This window comes from Pseudomonas sp. ICMP 3272 (genome assembly GCF_001466905.1).
GTDB lineage: Bacteria > Pseudomonadota > Gammaproteobacteria > Pseudomonadales > Pseudomonadaceae > Aquipseudomonas > Aquipseudomonas amygdali.
Genome location: NZ_LKEK01000036.1, coordinates 96,915 through 112,911, shown reverse-complemented (window position 1 = coordinate 112,911; position 15,997 = coordinate 96,915). Strand labels below are relative to the sequence as shown.

Annotated in this window: 15 protein-coding genes; 5 read left to right on the top strand and 10 right to left on the bottom strand. The window is 57.6% G+C overall.

Annotated features, from left to right (window positions below):
• Nucleotides 1-4 precede the first annotated feature (4 nt).
• Genes hflD through AO068_RS04990 form a run of 4 tightly spaced genes read right to left on the bottom strand, consistent with a single transcriptional unit; the run spans nt 5 to nt 3,210 of the window.
• Nucleotides 5-625: a high frequency lysogenization protein HflD gene (gene hflD / locus AO068_RS05005; RefSeq protein ID WP_002554006.1), complete on the bottom strand. Its 621-nt coding sequence runs from the start codon at nt 623-625 to the stop codon at nt 5-7.
• Nucleotides 625-1,755, bottom strand: coding sequence for a tRNA 2-thiouridine(34) synthase MnmA (gene mnmA, locus AO068_RS05000; protein WP_011168961.1), 1,131 nt, complete (start codon nt 1,753-1,755; stop codon nt 625-627). The genes hflD and mnmA overlap by 1 nt, the downstream gene beginning before the upstream one ends.
• A 60-nt stretch (nt 1,756-1,815) precedes the next feature.
• Nucleotides 1,816-2,262, bottom strand: a complete 447-nt coding sequence (locus AO068_RS04995; RefSeq protein ID WP_002554004.1) for an NUDIX hydrolase — start codon at nt 2,260-2,262, stop codon at nt 1,816-1,818.
• A 42-nt stretch (nt 2,263-2,304) separates the two neighbouring features.
• Nucleotides 2,305-3,210, bottom strand: coding sequence for a LysR family transcriptional regulator (locus AO068_RS04990; RefSeq protein ID WP_058407807.1), 906 nt, complete (start codon nt 3,208-3,210; stop codon nt 2,305-2,307).
• A 303-nt stretch (nt 3,211-3,513) separates the two neighbouring features.
• On the opposite strand from AO068_RS04990, the gene AO068_RS04985 reads away from it, so the two are divergent.
• Nucleotides 3,514-4,395 carry an alpha/beta fold hydrolase gene (locus AO068_RS04985; protein WP_058407806.1) on the top strand — a complete coding sequence of 294 codons (882 nt, stop codon included), beginning with the start codon at nt 3,514-3,516 and terminating at the stop codon, nt 4,393-4,395.
• A gap of 152 nt (nt 4,396-4,547) precedes the next feature.
• Here the strand turns inward: AO068_RS04985 and AO068_RS04980 are convergent, their stop codons facing one another.
• On the bottom strand, nt 4,548-6,773 hold the full coding sequence (locus AO068_RS04980; RefSeq protein WP_058407805.1) for an NADP-dependent isocitrate dehydrogenase: 2,226 nt from the start codon (nt 6,771-6,773) through the stop codon (nt 4,548-4,550).
• A gap of 596 nt (nt 6,774-7,369) precedes the next feature.
• Nucleotides 7,370-7,648, bottom strand: a complete 279-nt coding sequence (cspD, locus tag AO068_RS04975) for a cold shock domain-containing protein CspD (protein ID WP_080394759.1) — start codon at nt 7,646-7,648, stop codon at nt 7,370-7,372.
• Between the two features lie 219 nt (nt 7,649-7,867).
• On the opposite strand from cspD, the gene clpS reads away from it, so the two are divergent.
• Nucleotides 7,868-8,230: an ATP-dependent Clp protease adapter ClpS gene (clpS, locus tag AO068_RS04970; protein WP_002554001.1), complete on the top strand. Its 363-nt coding sequence runs from the start codon at nt 7,868-7,870 to the stop codon at nt 8,228-8,230.
• 30 nt (nt 8,231-8,260) lie between these two features.
• On the top strand, nt 8,261-10,534 hold the full coding sequence (gene clpA, locus AO068_RS04965; RefSeq protein WP_004665689.1) for an ATP-dependent Clp protease ATP-binding subunit ClpA: 2,274 nt from the start codon (nt 8,261-8,263) through the stop codon (nt 10,532-10,534).
• Between the two features lie 116 nt (nt 10,535-10,650).
• On the opposite strand, the gene infA is transcribed toward clpA, so the two are convergent.
• The 4 genes from infA to AO068_RS04945 all read right to left on the bottom strand — a co-directional run bounded on the left by infA (nt 10,651) and on the right by AO068_RS04945 (nt 12,648).
• Entirely contained in the window at nt 10,651-10,869 is a 219-nt protein-coding gene (gene infA / locus AO068_RS04960; RefSeq protein ID WP_002553999.1) for a translation initiation factor IF-1, read from the bottom strand.
• A gap of 101 nt (nt 10,870-10,970) precedes the next feature.
• Nucleotides 10,971-11,678, bottom strand: a complete 708-nt coding sequence (locus AO068_RS04955) for an arginyltransferase (protein WP_058400396.1) — start codon at nt 11,676-11,678, stop codon at nt 10,971-10,973.
• A 48-nt stretch (nt 11,679-11,726) separates the two neighbouring features.
• The gene (gene aat, locus AO068_RS04950) at nt 11,727-12,416 is read right to left on the bottom strand and encodes a leucyl/phenylalanyl-tRNA--protein transferase (protein WP_058407804.1); all 690 of its coding nucleotides are present in this window, start codon (nt 12,414-12,416) and stop codon (nt 11,727-11,729) included.
• Nucleotides 12,417-12,420: 4 nt separating this feature from the next.
• A complete protein-coding gene (locus AO068_RS04945) occupies nt 12,421-12,648 on the bottom strand; it encodes a hypothetical protein (RefSeq protein WP_058400398.1) in 228 nt (75 codons plus the stop codon).
• 236 nt (nt 12,649-12,884) lie between these two features.
• Here AO068_RS04945 and ftsK point away from each other — a divergent pair, with 236 nt between their 5' ends.
• Entirely contained in the window at nt 12,885-15,290 is a 2,406-nt protein-coding gene (ftsK, locus tag AO068_RS04940; RefSeq protein ID WP_002553996.1) for a DNA translocase FtsK, read from the top strand.
• 76 nt (nt 15,291-15,366) lie between these two features.
• Nucleotides 15,367-15,990: an outer membrane lipoprotein chaperone LolA gene (lolA, locus tag AO068_RS04935; protein ID WP_002553995.1), complete on the top strand. Its 624-nt coding sequence runs from the start codon at nt 15,367-15,369 to the stop codon at nt 15,988-15,990.
• Nucleotides 15,991-15,997 lie beyond the last annotated feature (7 nt).

Sequence of the window (15,997 nt, the reverse complement as noted above, 5' to 3'; positions counted from 1 at the left end):
CGGATCAGCCGTGCAGCAATGGGTAGAGTTCTTTCAATAGCTTGCGACGGCTGAACACAAGTTGCCAGCGATGACCGCCAACTTGTCGCCACAGGCGCGCGGAGCGAATGCCTGCCAGCAGGATGGCGCGAATCTTCGACGCGTTGTTCGGTTGCTGCAGGTTGCGCATGTCACCCTGGACCTGAATGCGTTGGCGCAAGGTGCTCAGGGTATCTTCGTAAAGGGCACCGGTCGCAGCGATCACGTTTTCGTGAGCGATGCCGAAGTGTTCGACCTGCGATTGAATCACCGGGATGCGCCTGCCGATGATTTCGAGCAGGTCGTCGCGCTTGGCCAGCTGTCGCTCCAGGCCGAGCATCGACAGGGCGTAGCGCAGCGGTTCGCGCTGTAGTGTCGCAGGGTCGCGTTCCAGAGCGCTGGCCATGGCGCGATAGCCTTCGTGCAGGTTGAGGTCATCGCCGCCGTAGACGTCCAGCGTATCCTTCGGGTCAACCACCAGCAGGCTGCCGAGCATGCAGCTCAGCGCCGCTTCGCTGACCTGTCCGGTCTTGGCGATCCGGTCGACCAGTACCGCGGCCTGAAATACGCCACCCAGAGCGATCAGTTGTTCCTGAATCGGGGTCATCAACGCTTGTCCTTGCTGGTCCAGGGTTCGGCAATTTCGATCACACCGCCGCCCAGACATATTTCGCCATCGTAGAACACCACGGACTGTCCGGGTGTGACGGCCCGCTGCGGATCATCGAATGTGGCTCGGTAGCCGTCGGCGGTCTTTTCCAGTGTGCATGGCTGGTCGCCCTGACGATAACGGACTTTGGCCGTGAGTTTGCGCGGGCTGCTCAGATCAATCGGGTTGACCCAGTAGATTTCCGAAGACACCAGTGCGCGGGAAAACAGCCACGGGTGGTCGTTGCCCTGGCCAACGATCAGTTCGTTGTTGTCCAGATCCTTGACCAGCACGTACCACGGATCATCGCTGGCGTCCTTGAGGCCGCCAATCCCAAGGCCCTGGCGCTGGCCTATGGTGTGATACATCAGGCCGCTGTGACGACCGATGACTTCACCTTCGGTGGTCTTGATCTCTCCAGGCTGGGCGGGCAGGTACTGACGCAGGAAGTCGGTGAAACGGCGCTCGCCAATGAAGCAGATTCCGGTGGAGTCCTTCTTTTTGGCCGTCGCCAGGCCGTGTTTCTCAGCAATGGCACGTACTTCCGGTTTTTCCAGCTCGCCCACCGGAAACAGCGTCCGGGCGATCTGTTCGCCACCGACGGCATGCAGGAAGTAGCTTTGATCCTTGTTCGGGTCCAGGCCCTTGAGCAGTTCGGTGCGGCCATCGATATCGCGACGGCGCACGTAGTGACCAGTGGCGATCAGGTCGGCACCCAGCATCAGCGCATAGTCGAGAAACGCCTTGAACTTGATTTCCCGGTTGCAGAGGATGTCCGGGTTGGGGGTGCGCCCGGCCTTGTACTCTTCAAGGAAATGTTCGAAGACATTGTCCCAGTACTCGGCGGCGAAGTTGGCCGTGTGCAGCTTGATGCCGATCTTGTCACACACGGCCTGGGCATCTGCCAGGTCTTCGCGGGCGGTGCAATATTCCGTTCCGTCGTCTTCTTCCCAGTTCTTCATGAACAAGCCTTCCACCTGATAACCCTGCTCCATGAGCAGTACGGCGGAAACGGAAGAGTCCACGCCGCCGGACATGCCGACTATGACGCGCTTCATTTCTGAGTTCGAGGGGGCTGGATCACGCATGGGGGTTCAACGGCTGACCTGTAAAAGGACGCGATTCTATCAGGCTGAGGGCGTCGAGTCTCACGCCTTGTCGCGCAGCAGGTCGAGACTGAAATGTTCGGCATTGAGGTAATCGTCCAGGCAGCGCAGTACCAGCTCACTGCGCCAGCGCTCCTGTTGGGCCAGCAGTTCGTCGCGAGTCAGCCAGACGGCGCCAACGATGCCTTCGTCCAGCTGATATTCAGGGTTATGACGTATGGCCTTGGCGGCGAAACATATCCGCTGGTAGGTCACGCCGTTGCTCGGCGCGGTGTACAGGTAAATGCCCACCACGCTGGTCAGTTCGACATCCCAGCCGGTTTCTTCAAGAGTCTCCCGCACTGCCGCACGTTGCAGGCTCTCGTTCGGGTCGAGGTGCCCGGCGGGTTGGTTGAGTACGGCGCGTCCGCCTTTCATTTCTTCGACGAACAGGAAGCGTCCCTGATCTTCGACGATGGTGGCGACGGTAACGTGGGCTTGCCAGGTCATGGTAATGGTCTCTTTGCAGGGGATTGGGTCAGCCGTAACAGCTTATTGGTGCTCGAACTGCAGGTCATGCCTCAGGGCACTGACGCAGAAGTCCACAAAGGCTCGCACTTTGGATGAGCGACGACGGCCCTCCAAGTAAACAACGTGAACCGGTTCCGGCGTTATTTCGAACGTCTCCAGAACACACTTGAGCCTGCCTTCCTGCAGGTGATCGCGTATCTGATAGTACGGCACCTGGGTCAGCCCCCAGCCTTGTAATGCTGCGCTGATCGCCGCCTGATAAGACGTCAGGCTGAGTCTCGAGGCGACATCGACCGAATAATTATTGTCATCGATCCGGAAAAGCCATTGAGGCGGGCGTTCGGCGGTGGTGGTTGAAACCGTCGAATGCTGTCGCAAATCGTCGGGATGCTGCGGAACTCCATGCTTTTCGAGATAGGCCGGGGATGCGCAAACCATGCGCCGCACGCTACCTGTCGGGATTGCGGTCAGAGACGAATCGGGCAGGGCACCGATCCTGACGGCCACGTCGACGCCCTCATCGAGCATGGACACTACCCGGTCGACCAGAATGGCACGGATGTCCACAGCCGGAAACCGCTTGAGAAAGCTCGTCATTACGGGCACGACATGCAGCGCGCCGAACATCTGGGGTGCGGTGATCGTCAGCAGGCCGCCTGGCACTGCATGCAAGCCGCCTGCCGCGCTTTCAGCCTCATCAAGGTCGGCAAGCAGTCGGCGGCAATCAGTGGCGAAGCGCTGGCCCGCCTCGGTGAGCCGCATGTTGCGAGTGGTGCGCACCACCAACAGGATGCCCAGGCGGCTCTCCAGACTCGCGACAGCCCGGGTTACCGTGGCGGTCGACAGGCCAAAGTGGCGGGCTACCCCGGCAAAACTGGTTTGCTCGGCAAGTCCGGCAAAAAGCGTCATTTCCTGAATACGGTCCATAGGCAGCCTGCTTGCCACGAAAGATGCGAAATCGTATCAGCATTTCAGAAATTGAAAGGGTGAATTGATTTTTGCGGTAATTCTGCAATCCAGTCGCAATGACTAGGATGGCGACTCATTCATCCAGCCCGGTCAGACTCTGCTATGAAAAATTCCGGCTCAGTCGACGCTGAAAATGCCGCATCCGGTGTCAGTCGGCGCAAAGTTTTACAAGCGTCAGCGTTAGGCGCTGCTTCTGCTCTCGGGGCGTCGTTGGTGAGCGCCGCTTCTGCAAGCAATAAACCTCTATCAAGGGAAAGTGCAATGAGCATTGATGATGCCTTCCGCGTGACGTTTCACACTCAGCAGGTAGGGGACGTCAATGTGTTCTATCGCGAAGTCGGAGCCAAGGACGCCCCGGTGCTGCTGTTGCTTCATGGTTTCCCGAGTGCCAGTCACATGTTTCGTGACCTGATGCCATTGTTGGCGAGTCAGTACCGCCTGATCGCTCCCGATCTGCCCGGATTCGGTAATACCAAAGCACCACCGCGCGGGCAGTTCGATTACACATTCGAAAACCTTTACAAGGTAATCGAGGGATTCACCGAGGCGCTGGGCCTGAAGAAGTATGCGTTATACATATTCGACTATGGCGCACCGACAGGTTTGCGGCTCGCAGCGGCGAACCCGGAGAAGGTCACCGCAATTATCAGTCAGAACGGCAATGCCTACCTGGAAGGATTCAGCGATCAATGGGGCCCGTGGCAAGCCTATTGGCGCGAGCCTTCGGCAGCCAATCGCGAAGCCTGTCGCGCCTCGCTGTCACCGCAAGTCATCCGGGACTGGCAATACGGTACGGGAGCCGATCCTGAAAAGCTTTCTCCCGATGGCTGCAACCTCGACATTCTGTATATGGCGCGGCCGGGCGCAGAAGAGATCCAGCTTGATCTGATTCTCGACTACCGCAGTAACGTAGCGGCTTACCCCTCGTTTCAGGAGTACCTGCGCAAATATCAGCCACCCTTGCTGGCGGTCTGGGGCAAGCACGATCCTGCGTTCATACCTCCGGGCGCGCATGCTTTTCGCAAGGACGTTCCGGCTGCTGAAGTGCATCTGCTGGATGCAGGCCACTTTGCATTGGAAACGCACGCGCCGGAGGTCGCTGAATACATTCGCGACTTTCTTTCGCGCGCGCTGAAAAGCTGAAGGGGGCAATCATGTTCTTGAGCAGGGATCTCCCAGGCTTGCGAAATCACACCTGTAACTGAAATTTTTCATGGGTAAAAAAAATCCCCGGCAACAGGCCGGGGATTTTTTTGCGAGGCGGTGCATTTTTATGCACCGCCTCGGATTGCCTCTTACAGCGCGGCGATAGCCGCGTTGAGCGTGGCGCTTGGGCGCATGGCCTTGCTGGTGACTTCCGGGTTAGGGAAGTAGTAGCCGCCAATTTCCACCGGCTTGCCCTGAACAGCGTTCAGCTCGGCAACGATTTTTTCTTCGTTATCGGTCAGGGTTTTGGCCAAAGGCGTGAACTGTGCCTTGAGGTCTGCGTCGTCGTTTTGAGCAGCCAGTGCCTGAGCCCAGAACAGGGTCAGGTAGAAATGGCTGCCGCGGTTGTCGATGCCGCCGACCTTGCGCGAAGGCGACTTGTTGCGGTCCAGGAACTCGCCAGTGGCCTGGTCGAGGGTCTTGGACAGAACCAGCGCTTTCGGGTTGTTGTAGGCATTGCCCAGATGTTCCAGGGACGCCGCCAGAGCCAGAAACTCGCCCAGCGAATCCCAGCGCAGGAAGTTTTCCTCGACGAACTGCTGCACGTGCTTCGGAGCCGAACCACCAGCGCCGGTTTCGAACAGGCCACCGCCGTTCATCAGCGGAACGATCGACAGCATCTTCGCGCTGGTGCCCAGTTCCATGATCGGGAACAGGTCGGTCAGGTAGTCGCGCAGAACGTTACCGGTGACCGAAATGGTGTCCTTGCCTGCGCGAGTGCGTTCCAGGGTCAGCTTCATCGCGTCGACAGGTGACAGGATCTGGATATCCAGGCCCGACGTGTCGTGGTCGCCCAGGTACTTGCGCACTTTCTCGATCATCACGCTGTCATGGGCGCGAGACGAATCCAGCCAGAAGATAGCCGGGGTGTTGCTGGCGCGAGCGCGGTTGACGGCCAGTTTTACCCAATCCTGGATCGGCGCGTCCTTGGCCTGGCACATGCGCCAGATATCGCCCGCTTCGACGTTCTGTTCCATCAGCAGGTTGCCCTGGCTGTCGGTTACACGAACCACGCCATTGGTCTGGATGTGGAAGGTCTTGTCGTGGGAGCCATATTCTTCGGCTTTTTGAGCCATCAGGCCAACGTTCGGTACGCTGCCCATAGTGGTCGGGTCGAATGCGCCATTTTTCTTGCAGTCTTCGATGACCGCTTGATAGATGGTGGCGTAGCAGCGATCCGGGATCACTGCCTTGGCATCGTGCAGTTGACCGTCGGTACCCCACATCTTGCCGGAGTCACGAATCATTGCCGGCATTGAGGCGTCGACGATGACGTCGCTCGGCACGTGCAGGTTGGTGATGCCCTTGTCGGAGTTTACCATCGCCAGTTGTGGGCGAGTGGCGTAGACCGCTTCGATGTCAGCCTTGATTTCTGCCTGTTTTTCAGCAGGTAGGCTGGTGATGCGCTCGTACAGGTCGCCGATGCCGTTGTTCAGGCTGAAGCCGATCTGCTTCAGCGTGTCAGCGTGCTTGGTCAATGCATCCTTGTAGAACTCATCGACGATCTGGCCGAACATGATCGGGTCGGAGATCTTCATCATGGTGGCTTTCAGATGCACCGAGAACAGAACGCCTTGCTTGCGGGCGTCTTCGATCTCGGCGGCAATGAAGCTGCGCAGGGCTTTGGCGCTCATCACCGAGCAGTCAACGACTTCGCCAGCCTTGACGGCGGTTTTTTCCTTCAGAACGGTGGTGGTGCCGTCCTGAGCGATCAGTTCGATTTTAACGGTGTTGTCGGCTGCGATCTGGGCAGCTTTTTCGCTGCCGTAGAAGTCGCCGTTGCTCATGTGCGCAACGTGGGCCTTGGAGTCGGTAGACCAGGCGCCCATCTTGTGCGGGTGCTTGCGAGCGTAGTTCTTGACCGACAGTGGTGCGCGACGATCGGAGTTGCCTTCGCGCAACACCGGGTTCACGGCGCTGCCCTTGGTCTTGTCGTAACGTGCGCGGGTTTCTTTTTCCGCGTCAGTGGCAGGGTTTTCAGGGTAGTCGGGAATCTTGTAGCCCTGATCCTGAAGCTCCTTGATGGTCGCCTTCAATTGAGGGACCGAGGCGCTGATGTTAGGCAGCTTGATGATGTTGGCTTCTGGCGTAGTGGCCAGTTTGCCCAGCTCGGCGAGATGATCCGGCACTTGTTGATCGGCGCCAAGCGACTCCGGGAAGCTTGAAAGAACACGGCCCGCCAGGGAGATGTCGCGCGTTTCCACGTCGATATCGGAGGAGGCTGTGAAAGCTTCGATAATAGGCAGCAGCGAATAGGTGGCGAGGGCCGGAGCTTCGTCGGTGAAGGTGTAGATGATCTTCGAGCGGTTGGACATTCGTATTAACTCTCTGTTTTGCTGAGCATGCACAAAATCTCGATACGCGCAGGGTATGCACTCTTGCCCACGGTTCGGCCATGGGCCCAGGTCGAGGTTCATTCGCGGTGATGTTGGGTGCATCAGTCGAGCGTCAAGCTGTCAGGCCAGGTAGCGACCCGACGCATAGGAAGGTTGAGGGTCTGATTTCAGACGGGTCAGCCTTTATGACTCTTCGGTCACGGCGCGAGTATATCAAACCATTGGCGCGAGGCATTAATGCTATGCGTGCTATCGAATAATGAACATCCGCCGTTGGTCGAACGACCGGGATGTCTACGAGGTGTCAATCAGGCGTCAAGAGGCGGGATCTGGCGGAGGAGTGGGGCGCTGGTGGCTCTGTCATGGATTGACGTTTGCAGCTCGCCCGGCATTGCAGTAGGGGCATCCGCGGTGCAATAACCGCTAATTCGATACCCTTTGGAGTCGCATCGGTTCAAGTTACCAAAGCTGCGGTTTCTCAAGGTCCGGCACAGGCTCATTGCGTGTTTCTGATTATTCAGTTAGCTGGCTCGAAAGGCCATTGGTCAGCTGTCAGGCTGTTTCCATGGAGCATTTCAAGCGTGTGCATGTTCAGGTTCATGCTCAGACGCAGCATGGGTTTCCTTAACAGGCTCACCTGGTTTAGCCAGCAATGACGCGATATTCACGGCATGCAGCCCTTTTGGCCCCTGAATGATTTCAAAACTGACCGGCTGGCCGGCTTTGAGGGTCTTGTAACCTTCCATCTGGATGGTCGAAAAATGGGCGAACAAGTCGTCATCCGGCTTGCCGTCTTCGATTATGAATCCATAACCTTTTGCATTGTTGAACCACTTGACTTTTCCGCTAAGCATCGCCATATCCCTCTGCAAAGGACTCCGTCAGGAGTATCATCCACTTCAATCCGCCTACCCAAAAATTTTGGTTGACTGCGCGGACCCTTTTTACCCAATGTGGGCTCTATTGTTTGTAACACCGTTTAGCTGATAGTCAAGGTCATGTGGCGGTCTGTTTGAAAAGCGTCCAGACTGCGACTGACAGCTCAATCCGCCCTCAAACGAACATTTCTTTCCATGCATGCATTTAGCAAGATTCGACTAACATTCAATCAGGACAGTCCGCAGTCGCACGAGGACGACGCGGCAGGCATCGCGGTGCAGGACGCCAAGCCGACCCTGCAGGCGCCACCGATGTACAAGGTGGTTTTATTCAACGATGACTACACCCCGATGGATTTCGTCGTAGAAGTACTCGAGGTGTTTTTTAACCTGAATCGTGAGCTGGCCACCAAAGTCATGCTGGCCGTCCATACAGAGGGACGGGCAGTCTGCGGATTGTTTACCCGCGACATCGCCGAGACCAAGGCAATGCAGGTCAATCAATACGCCAGGGAGAGCCAGCATCCGCTACTCTGTGAGATCGAGAAGGACGGTTAAACGCCGACCACTTGGGTATGAGGTGAAGCTATGTTAAACCGTGAGCTCGAAGTCACCCTCAATCTTGCCTTCAAGGAGGCACGTTCGAAGCGTCATGAGTTCATGACGGTCGAGCACCTCCTGCTGGCTCTATTGGATAATGAGGCTGCAGCCACTGTTCTGCGTGCCTGCGGCGCAAACCTCGATAAACTCAAGCATGATCTGCAGGAGTTCATCGACTCCACCACTCCGCTGATCCCCGTCCACGACGAGGATCGCGAGACACAACCGACTCTCGGGTTTCAGCGCGTGCTGCAACGGGCAGTTTTCCACGTGCAGAGCTCCGGCAAGCGCGAAGTAACCGGCGCCAACGTGCTGGTTGCAATTTTCAGTGAGCAGGAAAGCCAGGCCGTGTTTCTGCTCAAGCAGCAGAGCGTGGCCCGGATTGATGTCGTCAACTATATCGCCCACGGTATCTCCAAGGTTCCGGGGCATGGCGAACACTCTTCTGAAGGTGAACAGGATATGCAGGACGACGAGGGCGGTGAAGCATCTTCCTCAGGCAATCCTCTGGATGCCTATGCCAGCAATCTGAACGAATTGGCGCGCCAGGGGCGCATCGATCCGCTGGTCGGTCGCGAAAGCGAAGTCGAGCGCGTAGCTCAGATTCTGGCTCGTCGTCGTAAGAACAACCCGTTGCTGGTCGGTGAGGCTGGGGTGGGTAAAACGGCTATTGCCGAAGGCCTGGCCAAGCGTATCGTGGACAATCAGGTTCCTGATTTGCTCGCCAGCAGCGTTGTCTACTCGCTTGATCTGGGTGCCCTGCTGGCCGGGACCAAATACCGCGGCGATTTCGAGAAGCGTTTCAAAGCGTTGCTCAATGAGCTGCGCAAGCGTCCTCAGGCGATCCTGTTCATTGACGAGATCCACACCATCATTGGTGCTGGTGCGGCATCAGGCGGGGTGATGGATGCCTCCAACCTGCTAAAACCGTTGCTGTCGTCTGGCGAGATCCGTTGCATCGGCTCCACGACCTTTCAGGAGTTTCGCGGGATTTTCGAAAAAGACCGCGCCTTGGCGCGTCGCTTTCAGAAAGTCGATGTGTCCGAGCCTTCGGTCGAAGACACCATCGGCATCCTTCGTGGCCTGAAAAGCCGTTTCGAGCAGCATCACAGCATCGAGTACAGTGACGAAGCGCTGCGCGCCGCAGCTGAGCTTGCGTCGCGTTACATCAATGACCGTCATATGCCCGACAAGGCGATCGATGTTATTGATGAAGCCGGTGCCTACCAGCGTCTGCAGCCTGTCGAGCAGCGCGTCAAGCGCATCGATGTGCCTCAGGTCGAAGACATCGTCGCCAAGATCGCGCGTATTCCGCCAAAACACGTCAACAGTTCGGACAAGGAGCTGCTGCGTAACCTGGAGCGCGATCTGAAGCTCACCGTGTTTGGTCAGGATGCAGCCATTGACTCGTTGTCTACGGCGATCAAGCTTTCGCGTGCAGGCCTCAAGTCGCCTGACAAGCCGGTCGGTTCGTTCCTGTTCGCAGGCCCTACCGGTGTCGGCAAGACCGAAGCCGCTCGCCAGTTGGCCAAGGCGTTGGGTGTCGAGCTGATTCGTTTCGACATGTCCGAGTACATGGAGCGGCATACCGTTTCCCGTCTGATCGGCGCGCCTCCGGGCTACGTCGGTTTCGATCAGGGCGGTCTTTTGACCGAAGCCATCACTCGTCAACCGCATTGCGTGCTGCTGCTCGATGAAATCGAAAAGGCTCACCCGGAAGTCTTCAACCTGCTTTTGCAGGTGATGGACCACGGTACGCTGACCGATAACAATGGGCGCAAGGCAGATTTCCGCAATGTGATCGTGATCATGACCACCAATGCCGGGGCTGAGTCCGCCGCGCGTGCTTCGATCGGTTTCACGCATCAGGACCACTCGTCTGATGCGATGGAAGTGATCAAGAAGAGCTTCACGCCGGAGTTCCGCAACCGTCTGGACACCATCATTCAGTTTGGCCGTCTCAGCCACGAAGTCATCAAGAGCGTGGTCGACAAGTTCCTTACCGAGCTTCAGGCCCAGCTGGAAGACAAGCGCGTACTGCTCGAAGTGTCCGAGGCGGCGAGAAGCTGGCTGGCGCAGGGTGGTTACGATGCGGCGATGGGTGCCAGACCGATGGCTCGCCTGATTCAGGACAAGATCAAGCGGCCACTGGCCGAAGAGATCCTGTTCGGCGAATTGTCAGAGCACGGTGGTGTGGTTCACATCGATATCAAGGATGGCGAGATTACCTTCGACTTCGAAACCACAGCAGAAATGGCCTGACGCCGAAGCCTCGCTCCGCATCGTGAATGGATGCGGGGCAGGCCGAGGTACCTGGTTGTACGAAACAGGCAAACAAAAACGCCCGGCTTATGCCGGGCGTTTTCGTCAATGCCTGTTTAACGAGCGCGGTAGGTGATGCGCCCTTTGCTCAGGTCATAGGGCGTCAGTTCTACACGCACTTTGTCACCGGTCAGAATACGGATGTAATTCTTGCGCATCTTGCCGGAGATATGCGCGGTTACGACGTGCCCGTTTTCCAACTCCACGCGGAACATGGTGTTGGGCAGGGTGTCGACGACAGTGCCTTCCATTTCGAAGCTGTCTTCTTTCGACATGCAGTAAAGCCCTCGGTATACAAATGAGTGGCCCGGTGCAAGTGGCGCCAGGCAAAAGCGGCGTGCATTGTGCCCGAAAAAACCAGTTTAAGCCAAGGGGTTCAATACAGAGTGACCCATCTTTGATTGGTAAGTAGCTCAATGGGCCGATATTGGGTCTTGTAATTCATCTTTTTGCAGTTTTTGATCCAGTAACCCAGGTACACCGCCTGCAGTTGAAGTCTGGCGGCTTCGGCGATCTGCCATAAAATCGCGTAACGGCCCAGACTGCGGCGCTCTTCATCAGGTTCGTAGAACGTGTAGACCGCAGAAAGGCCGTTGGGCAAAAGGTCGGTGACCGCAACTGCCAGCAGGCGTTGATCGACGCGGAATTCGTAAAAACGCGAAAAGGGCAGGTCGCGAACCAGAAATGTCGAAAACTGTTCGCGGCTGGGTGGAAACATGTCGCCATCAGCGTGCCGTTGTTCTATGTAGCGCTGATAAAGATCGAAATATTCCTCGGTGAAGGCCGGTCTGGCGCTTTGTACCTGAATATCGGCATTACGTTTCAATATGCGTTTTTGCTGCCTGTCGGGTGCGAAAAGGTTCACAGGAATGCGCGCGGGCACGCAAGCGCTGCAGTTCTGGCAGTGGGGGCGGTAAAGATGATCGCCGCTACGGCGAAAGCCCATGTCCGAGAGGTCGGCGTAGACCTGCACATCCATTGGCTGGCTGGGGTCCAGAAACAGGGTAGTCGCCTGTTCTTCAGGCAGGTAACTGCAGGTGTGCGGTTGAGTGGCATAAAACTTCAGCCTCGCCAGCTCTGTCATGGTCGTCGCCTAATGGTAAATCCCTACCCATGAGTGTATGCCAGCCTGTCAAACTCGCCTAGATGACCAGTCGGCACCGGTCGGTTGATCAAGGTGGCGAGACAGATAGTCGGCAAAAGTCTGCCGGGGAATCGAGCGTGCGCCGAAGCTGTGAAGGTGTTGGGTCGGCATCTGGCAATCGATCAATACAAAACCCCAGTCAGTCAGGTGCTGCACTAGTGTGGCGAATCCGACTTTGGAAGCGTTGTCTGCACGACTGAACATTGACTCTCCGAAGAACAACTGGCCCATTGCCAGGCCATACAGCCCGCCGACCAGCTCATCTTGATCCCAGACCTCGACGCTGTGCGCATGACCACGTCGGTGCAGCTCGAGATAGGCATCCTGCATCGAGCCGGTAATCCAGGTTTCATTGGCGTAACTGCGGGGCGCGGCGCAGGCCTTGATCACGCTCGCGAAATCCCGGTCGAAGGTCACTCGATAGCGAGACTGGCGCAACATTTTGCCGAGGCTGCGCGAAACATGCAGCTCTTCGGGAAACAGCACGGTACGCGGATCGGGAGACCACCAGAGAATCGGCTGGCCGTCCTGAAACCATGGAAAGCAGCCGTGCCGGTAGGCATTGATCAGACGATCGGCCGACAGGTCTCCACCGGCGGCGAGCAAGCCGTTAGGCTCGCGGAGGGCTTTTTCCAGTGGCGGGAAATCTAGGCTGTTGCGGTTCAACCAGGTCAGCATGGCATCACAACTTTGCGGAAGGGGAGGGCGCACCGGCCAGTAAGTGCAACTCTGTGCGGCAGGCGTGGTCACAAGCGGTTGTCATTATGGCGCGTACCTGGCACATACGGTAGGGCAAGGGCGCGGCGATGATGGTGCAGCCCTTGAAGTTGTGGGCGGTTGATAGAAACACGTCATAAGCCTTTGTCACAAAACGGAATGCATGCTCAAATTGAACATCATCAGCGAACATGAAAGCATGTCCCGCATTGCGGAACTGTCTGAAGTCGGTCTGACGTGTTTTCGTACAGACCCAAGCGCCTGTAAAGCCGTACAATGCCTGCTTTGGGCGTTATCATTCAAACGTCTGTCGAACGGGCTTCCCGGTGTCTGCTATCCCTGTTCATGCGGGAGCATTCAGCGCCGTCCGACAGCCGTTTCTGGTCAATCAACGAGATGTTCGCGCTACAGCGCAGGAATTAAAGCGTTTTGAAGAAATCCACCCCAGCACCCAGCGCTGTTCCGCTTTGGCGGCAGCAATTGCACTACCGGCTCAAGGAAGGGGCCCTGATCGCCTTTGGCGCCCTGTGCCTGTACCTGATAATGGCATTGTTGACCTACGATCAGAGTGATCCCGGCTGGAGCCACACCAGCAGTAACGCCGCGCAGGTGCAGAACGCTGCGGGGCGTGCCGGTGCCTTCTGTGCCGACATCCTGTTCATGATCCTGGGCTATTTCGCCTATATCTTCCCGCTGCTGCTGGCAATCAAGGCCTGGCAGGTGTTTCGTCATCGTCACGAACCCTGGCAGTGGAGCGGCTGGCTCTTCTCCTGGCGTCTGATCGGGCTGGTATTCCTGATACTGGCGGGCGCGGCGCTGGCGCACATTCATTTCCACTTCTCGGCCGGCTTCCCAGGCTCGGCGGGCGGTGTGTTGGGCGAAGTGCTCGGCGATCTGGCCAAGAAAGCCCTGAACATCCAGGGCAGCACCTTGCTGTTCATCGCCCTGTTTCTATTCGGTCTGACAGTGTTTACCGACCTGTCGTGGTTCAAGGTCATGGACGTCACCGGCAAGATCACACTTGACCTGTTCGAATTGTTCCAGGGGGCGGCGAACCGCTGGTGGACCGCCCGTGCCGAGCGCAAGCAGATGGTTGCGCAGTTGCGTGAGGTCGACATGCGCGTCAACGATGTGGTCGCGCCCGTTGCACCTGACCGTCGCGAGCAGGCCAAGGCCAAAGAGCGCCTGATGGAGCGCGAAGTATCGCTGAGCAAACACATGACCGAGCGCGAAAAACACGTGCCTGCGGTTATTGCGCCAGCCCCTTCAAAGCCTGCAGAACCGAGCAAGCGGGTCATGAAGGAAAAACAGGCCCCGCTGTTCGTTGACAGCGCAGTCGAAGGCACCTTGCCGCCCATCTCCATCCTTGATCCGGCAGAAAAGAAGCAGCTCAACTATTCGCCAGAGTCCTTGGCGGCGGTCGGTCATTTGCTGGAAATCAAACTCAAGGAATTTGGTGTCGAGGTCTCGGTTGACTCCATCCATCCCGGTCCGGTCATTACCCGTTACGAGATTCAGCCGGCCGCTGGCGTCAAGGTCAGTCGCATTGCCAACCTCGCCAAGGACCTCGCCCGCTCACTGGCGGTTACCAGCGTGCGTGTGGTTGAGGTGATCCCGGGCAAGACCACTGTCGGTATCGAGATCCCCAACGAAGACCGCCAGATCGTGCGCTTCTCCGAGGTGCTGTCGACCCCTGAATACGATAATGCCAAGTCGCCTGTTACCTTGGCGCTGGGCCACGACATCGGCGGCAAGCCGGTGATTACCGACCTGGCCAAGATGCCCCACTTGCTGGTGGCCGGTACGACCGGTTCCGGTAAGTCGGTTGGTGTGAACGCCATGATCCTGTCGATCCTGTTCAAGTCCGGCCCGGAAGACGCCAAGCTGATCATGATCGACCCGAAGATGCTTGAGCTGTCCATCTACGAAGGCATTCCGCACCTGTTGTGTCCGGTCGTCACCGACATGAAGGACGCTGCCAACGCCTTGCGCTGGAGCGTTGCCGAGATGGAGCGCCGTTACAAGCTGATGGCGAAAATGGGTGTGCGTAACCTTTCGGGCTTCAACCAGAAGGTCAAGGATGCGCAGGACGCCGGGGAGCCACTTGCCGATCCGCTGTACAAGCGGGAAAGCATTCATGACGAAGCGCCGTTGCTGAGCAAGCTGCCGACCATCGTCGTGGTGGTGGATGAATTCGCCGACATGATGATGATCGTCGGCAAGAAGGTCGAAGAGCTGATCGCCCGTATCGCCCAGAAGGCTCGTGCGGCAGGTATCCACCTGATCCTCGCGACACAGCGTCCTTCGGTGGATGTGATTACCGGTCTGATCAAGGCCAACATCCCGACGCGCATGGCGTTTCAGGTGTCGAGCAAGATCGATTCCCGGACCATCATCGATCAGGGCGGTGCCGAACAACTGTTGGGCCACGGCGACATGCTGTACATGCCGCCGGGCACCAGCCTGCCGATTCGCGTACACGGCGCGTTTGTTTCCGACGAGGAAGTGCATCGCGTGGTAGAGGCCTGGAAACTGCGTGGTTCGCCTGACTACAACGACGATATTCTCGCCGGTGTGGAAGAGCCCGGCAGCGGCTTTGATGGCGGTGGCGGCGAAGGCAGTGAAGACAGCGAAAGCGACGCGCTTTACGATGAGGCGGTCAAGTTTGTACTCGAAAGCCGTCGTGCATCGATTTCCGCCGTGCAGCGCAAGCTGAAGATCGGCTACAACCGCGCAGCGCGCATGATCGAAGCAATGGAAATGGCTGGCGTCGTGACCTCCATGAATACCAACGGCTCGCGTGAAGTTCTGGCTCCAGGACCGGTGCGCGACTGATTTTTATCACCCCGAACTGCGGCGGCAGCGTGCCAGGCACGCTGCCGCATCATCATCGACTTCAAAGAGGAATCCCATGCGTCTTATCCGCATGCTGTTGGCCACCGCACTGACCTTCTCCGTGATGTCCGCCCATGCCGACAGCAAGGACGTGGCTCGCCTGACCCAGTTGCTGGAGAAATCCCAGACCCTGACCGCACGCTTCTCGCAATTGACGCTGGACGGTGGCGGCACGCAATTGCAAGAGACTACGGGCGAAATGACGTTGCAGCGTCCAGGCCTGTTCAACTGGCACACCGATGCGCCACAGGAGCAGTTGATGGTTTCCGACGGCAAGAAAGTGTCGTTGTGGGACCCTGATCTGGAGCAGGTCACCATCAAGAAACTCGATCAGCGCCTGACCCAGACCCCAGCCTTGCTGCTGTCCGGTGACGTGTCGAAGATCAGCGAAAGCTTCGATATCACGGCGAAAGAGGCGGGTGGCGTGATCGATTTCGTGCTCAAGCCCAAGACCAAGGACACCCTGTTCGACAGCCTGCGCCTGTCGTTTCGCAACGGTATCATCAACGACATGCAGTTGATCGATAGCGTGGGTCAGCGCACCAATATCCTGTTCACCGGCGTCAAGGCCAACGAGCCTGTTGCGGCCAGCAAGTTTCAGTTCCAGATTCCCAAGGGTGCTGATGTCATTCAAGAGTAAAAGGGTT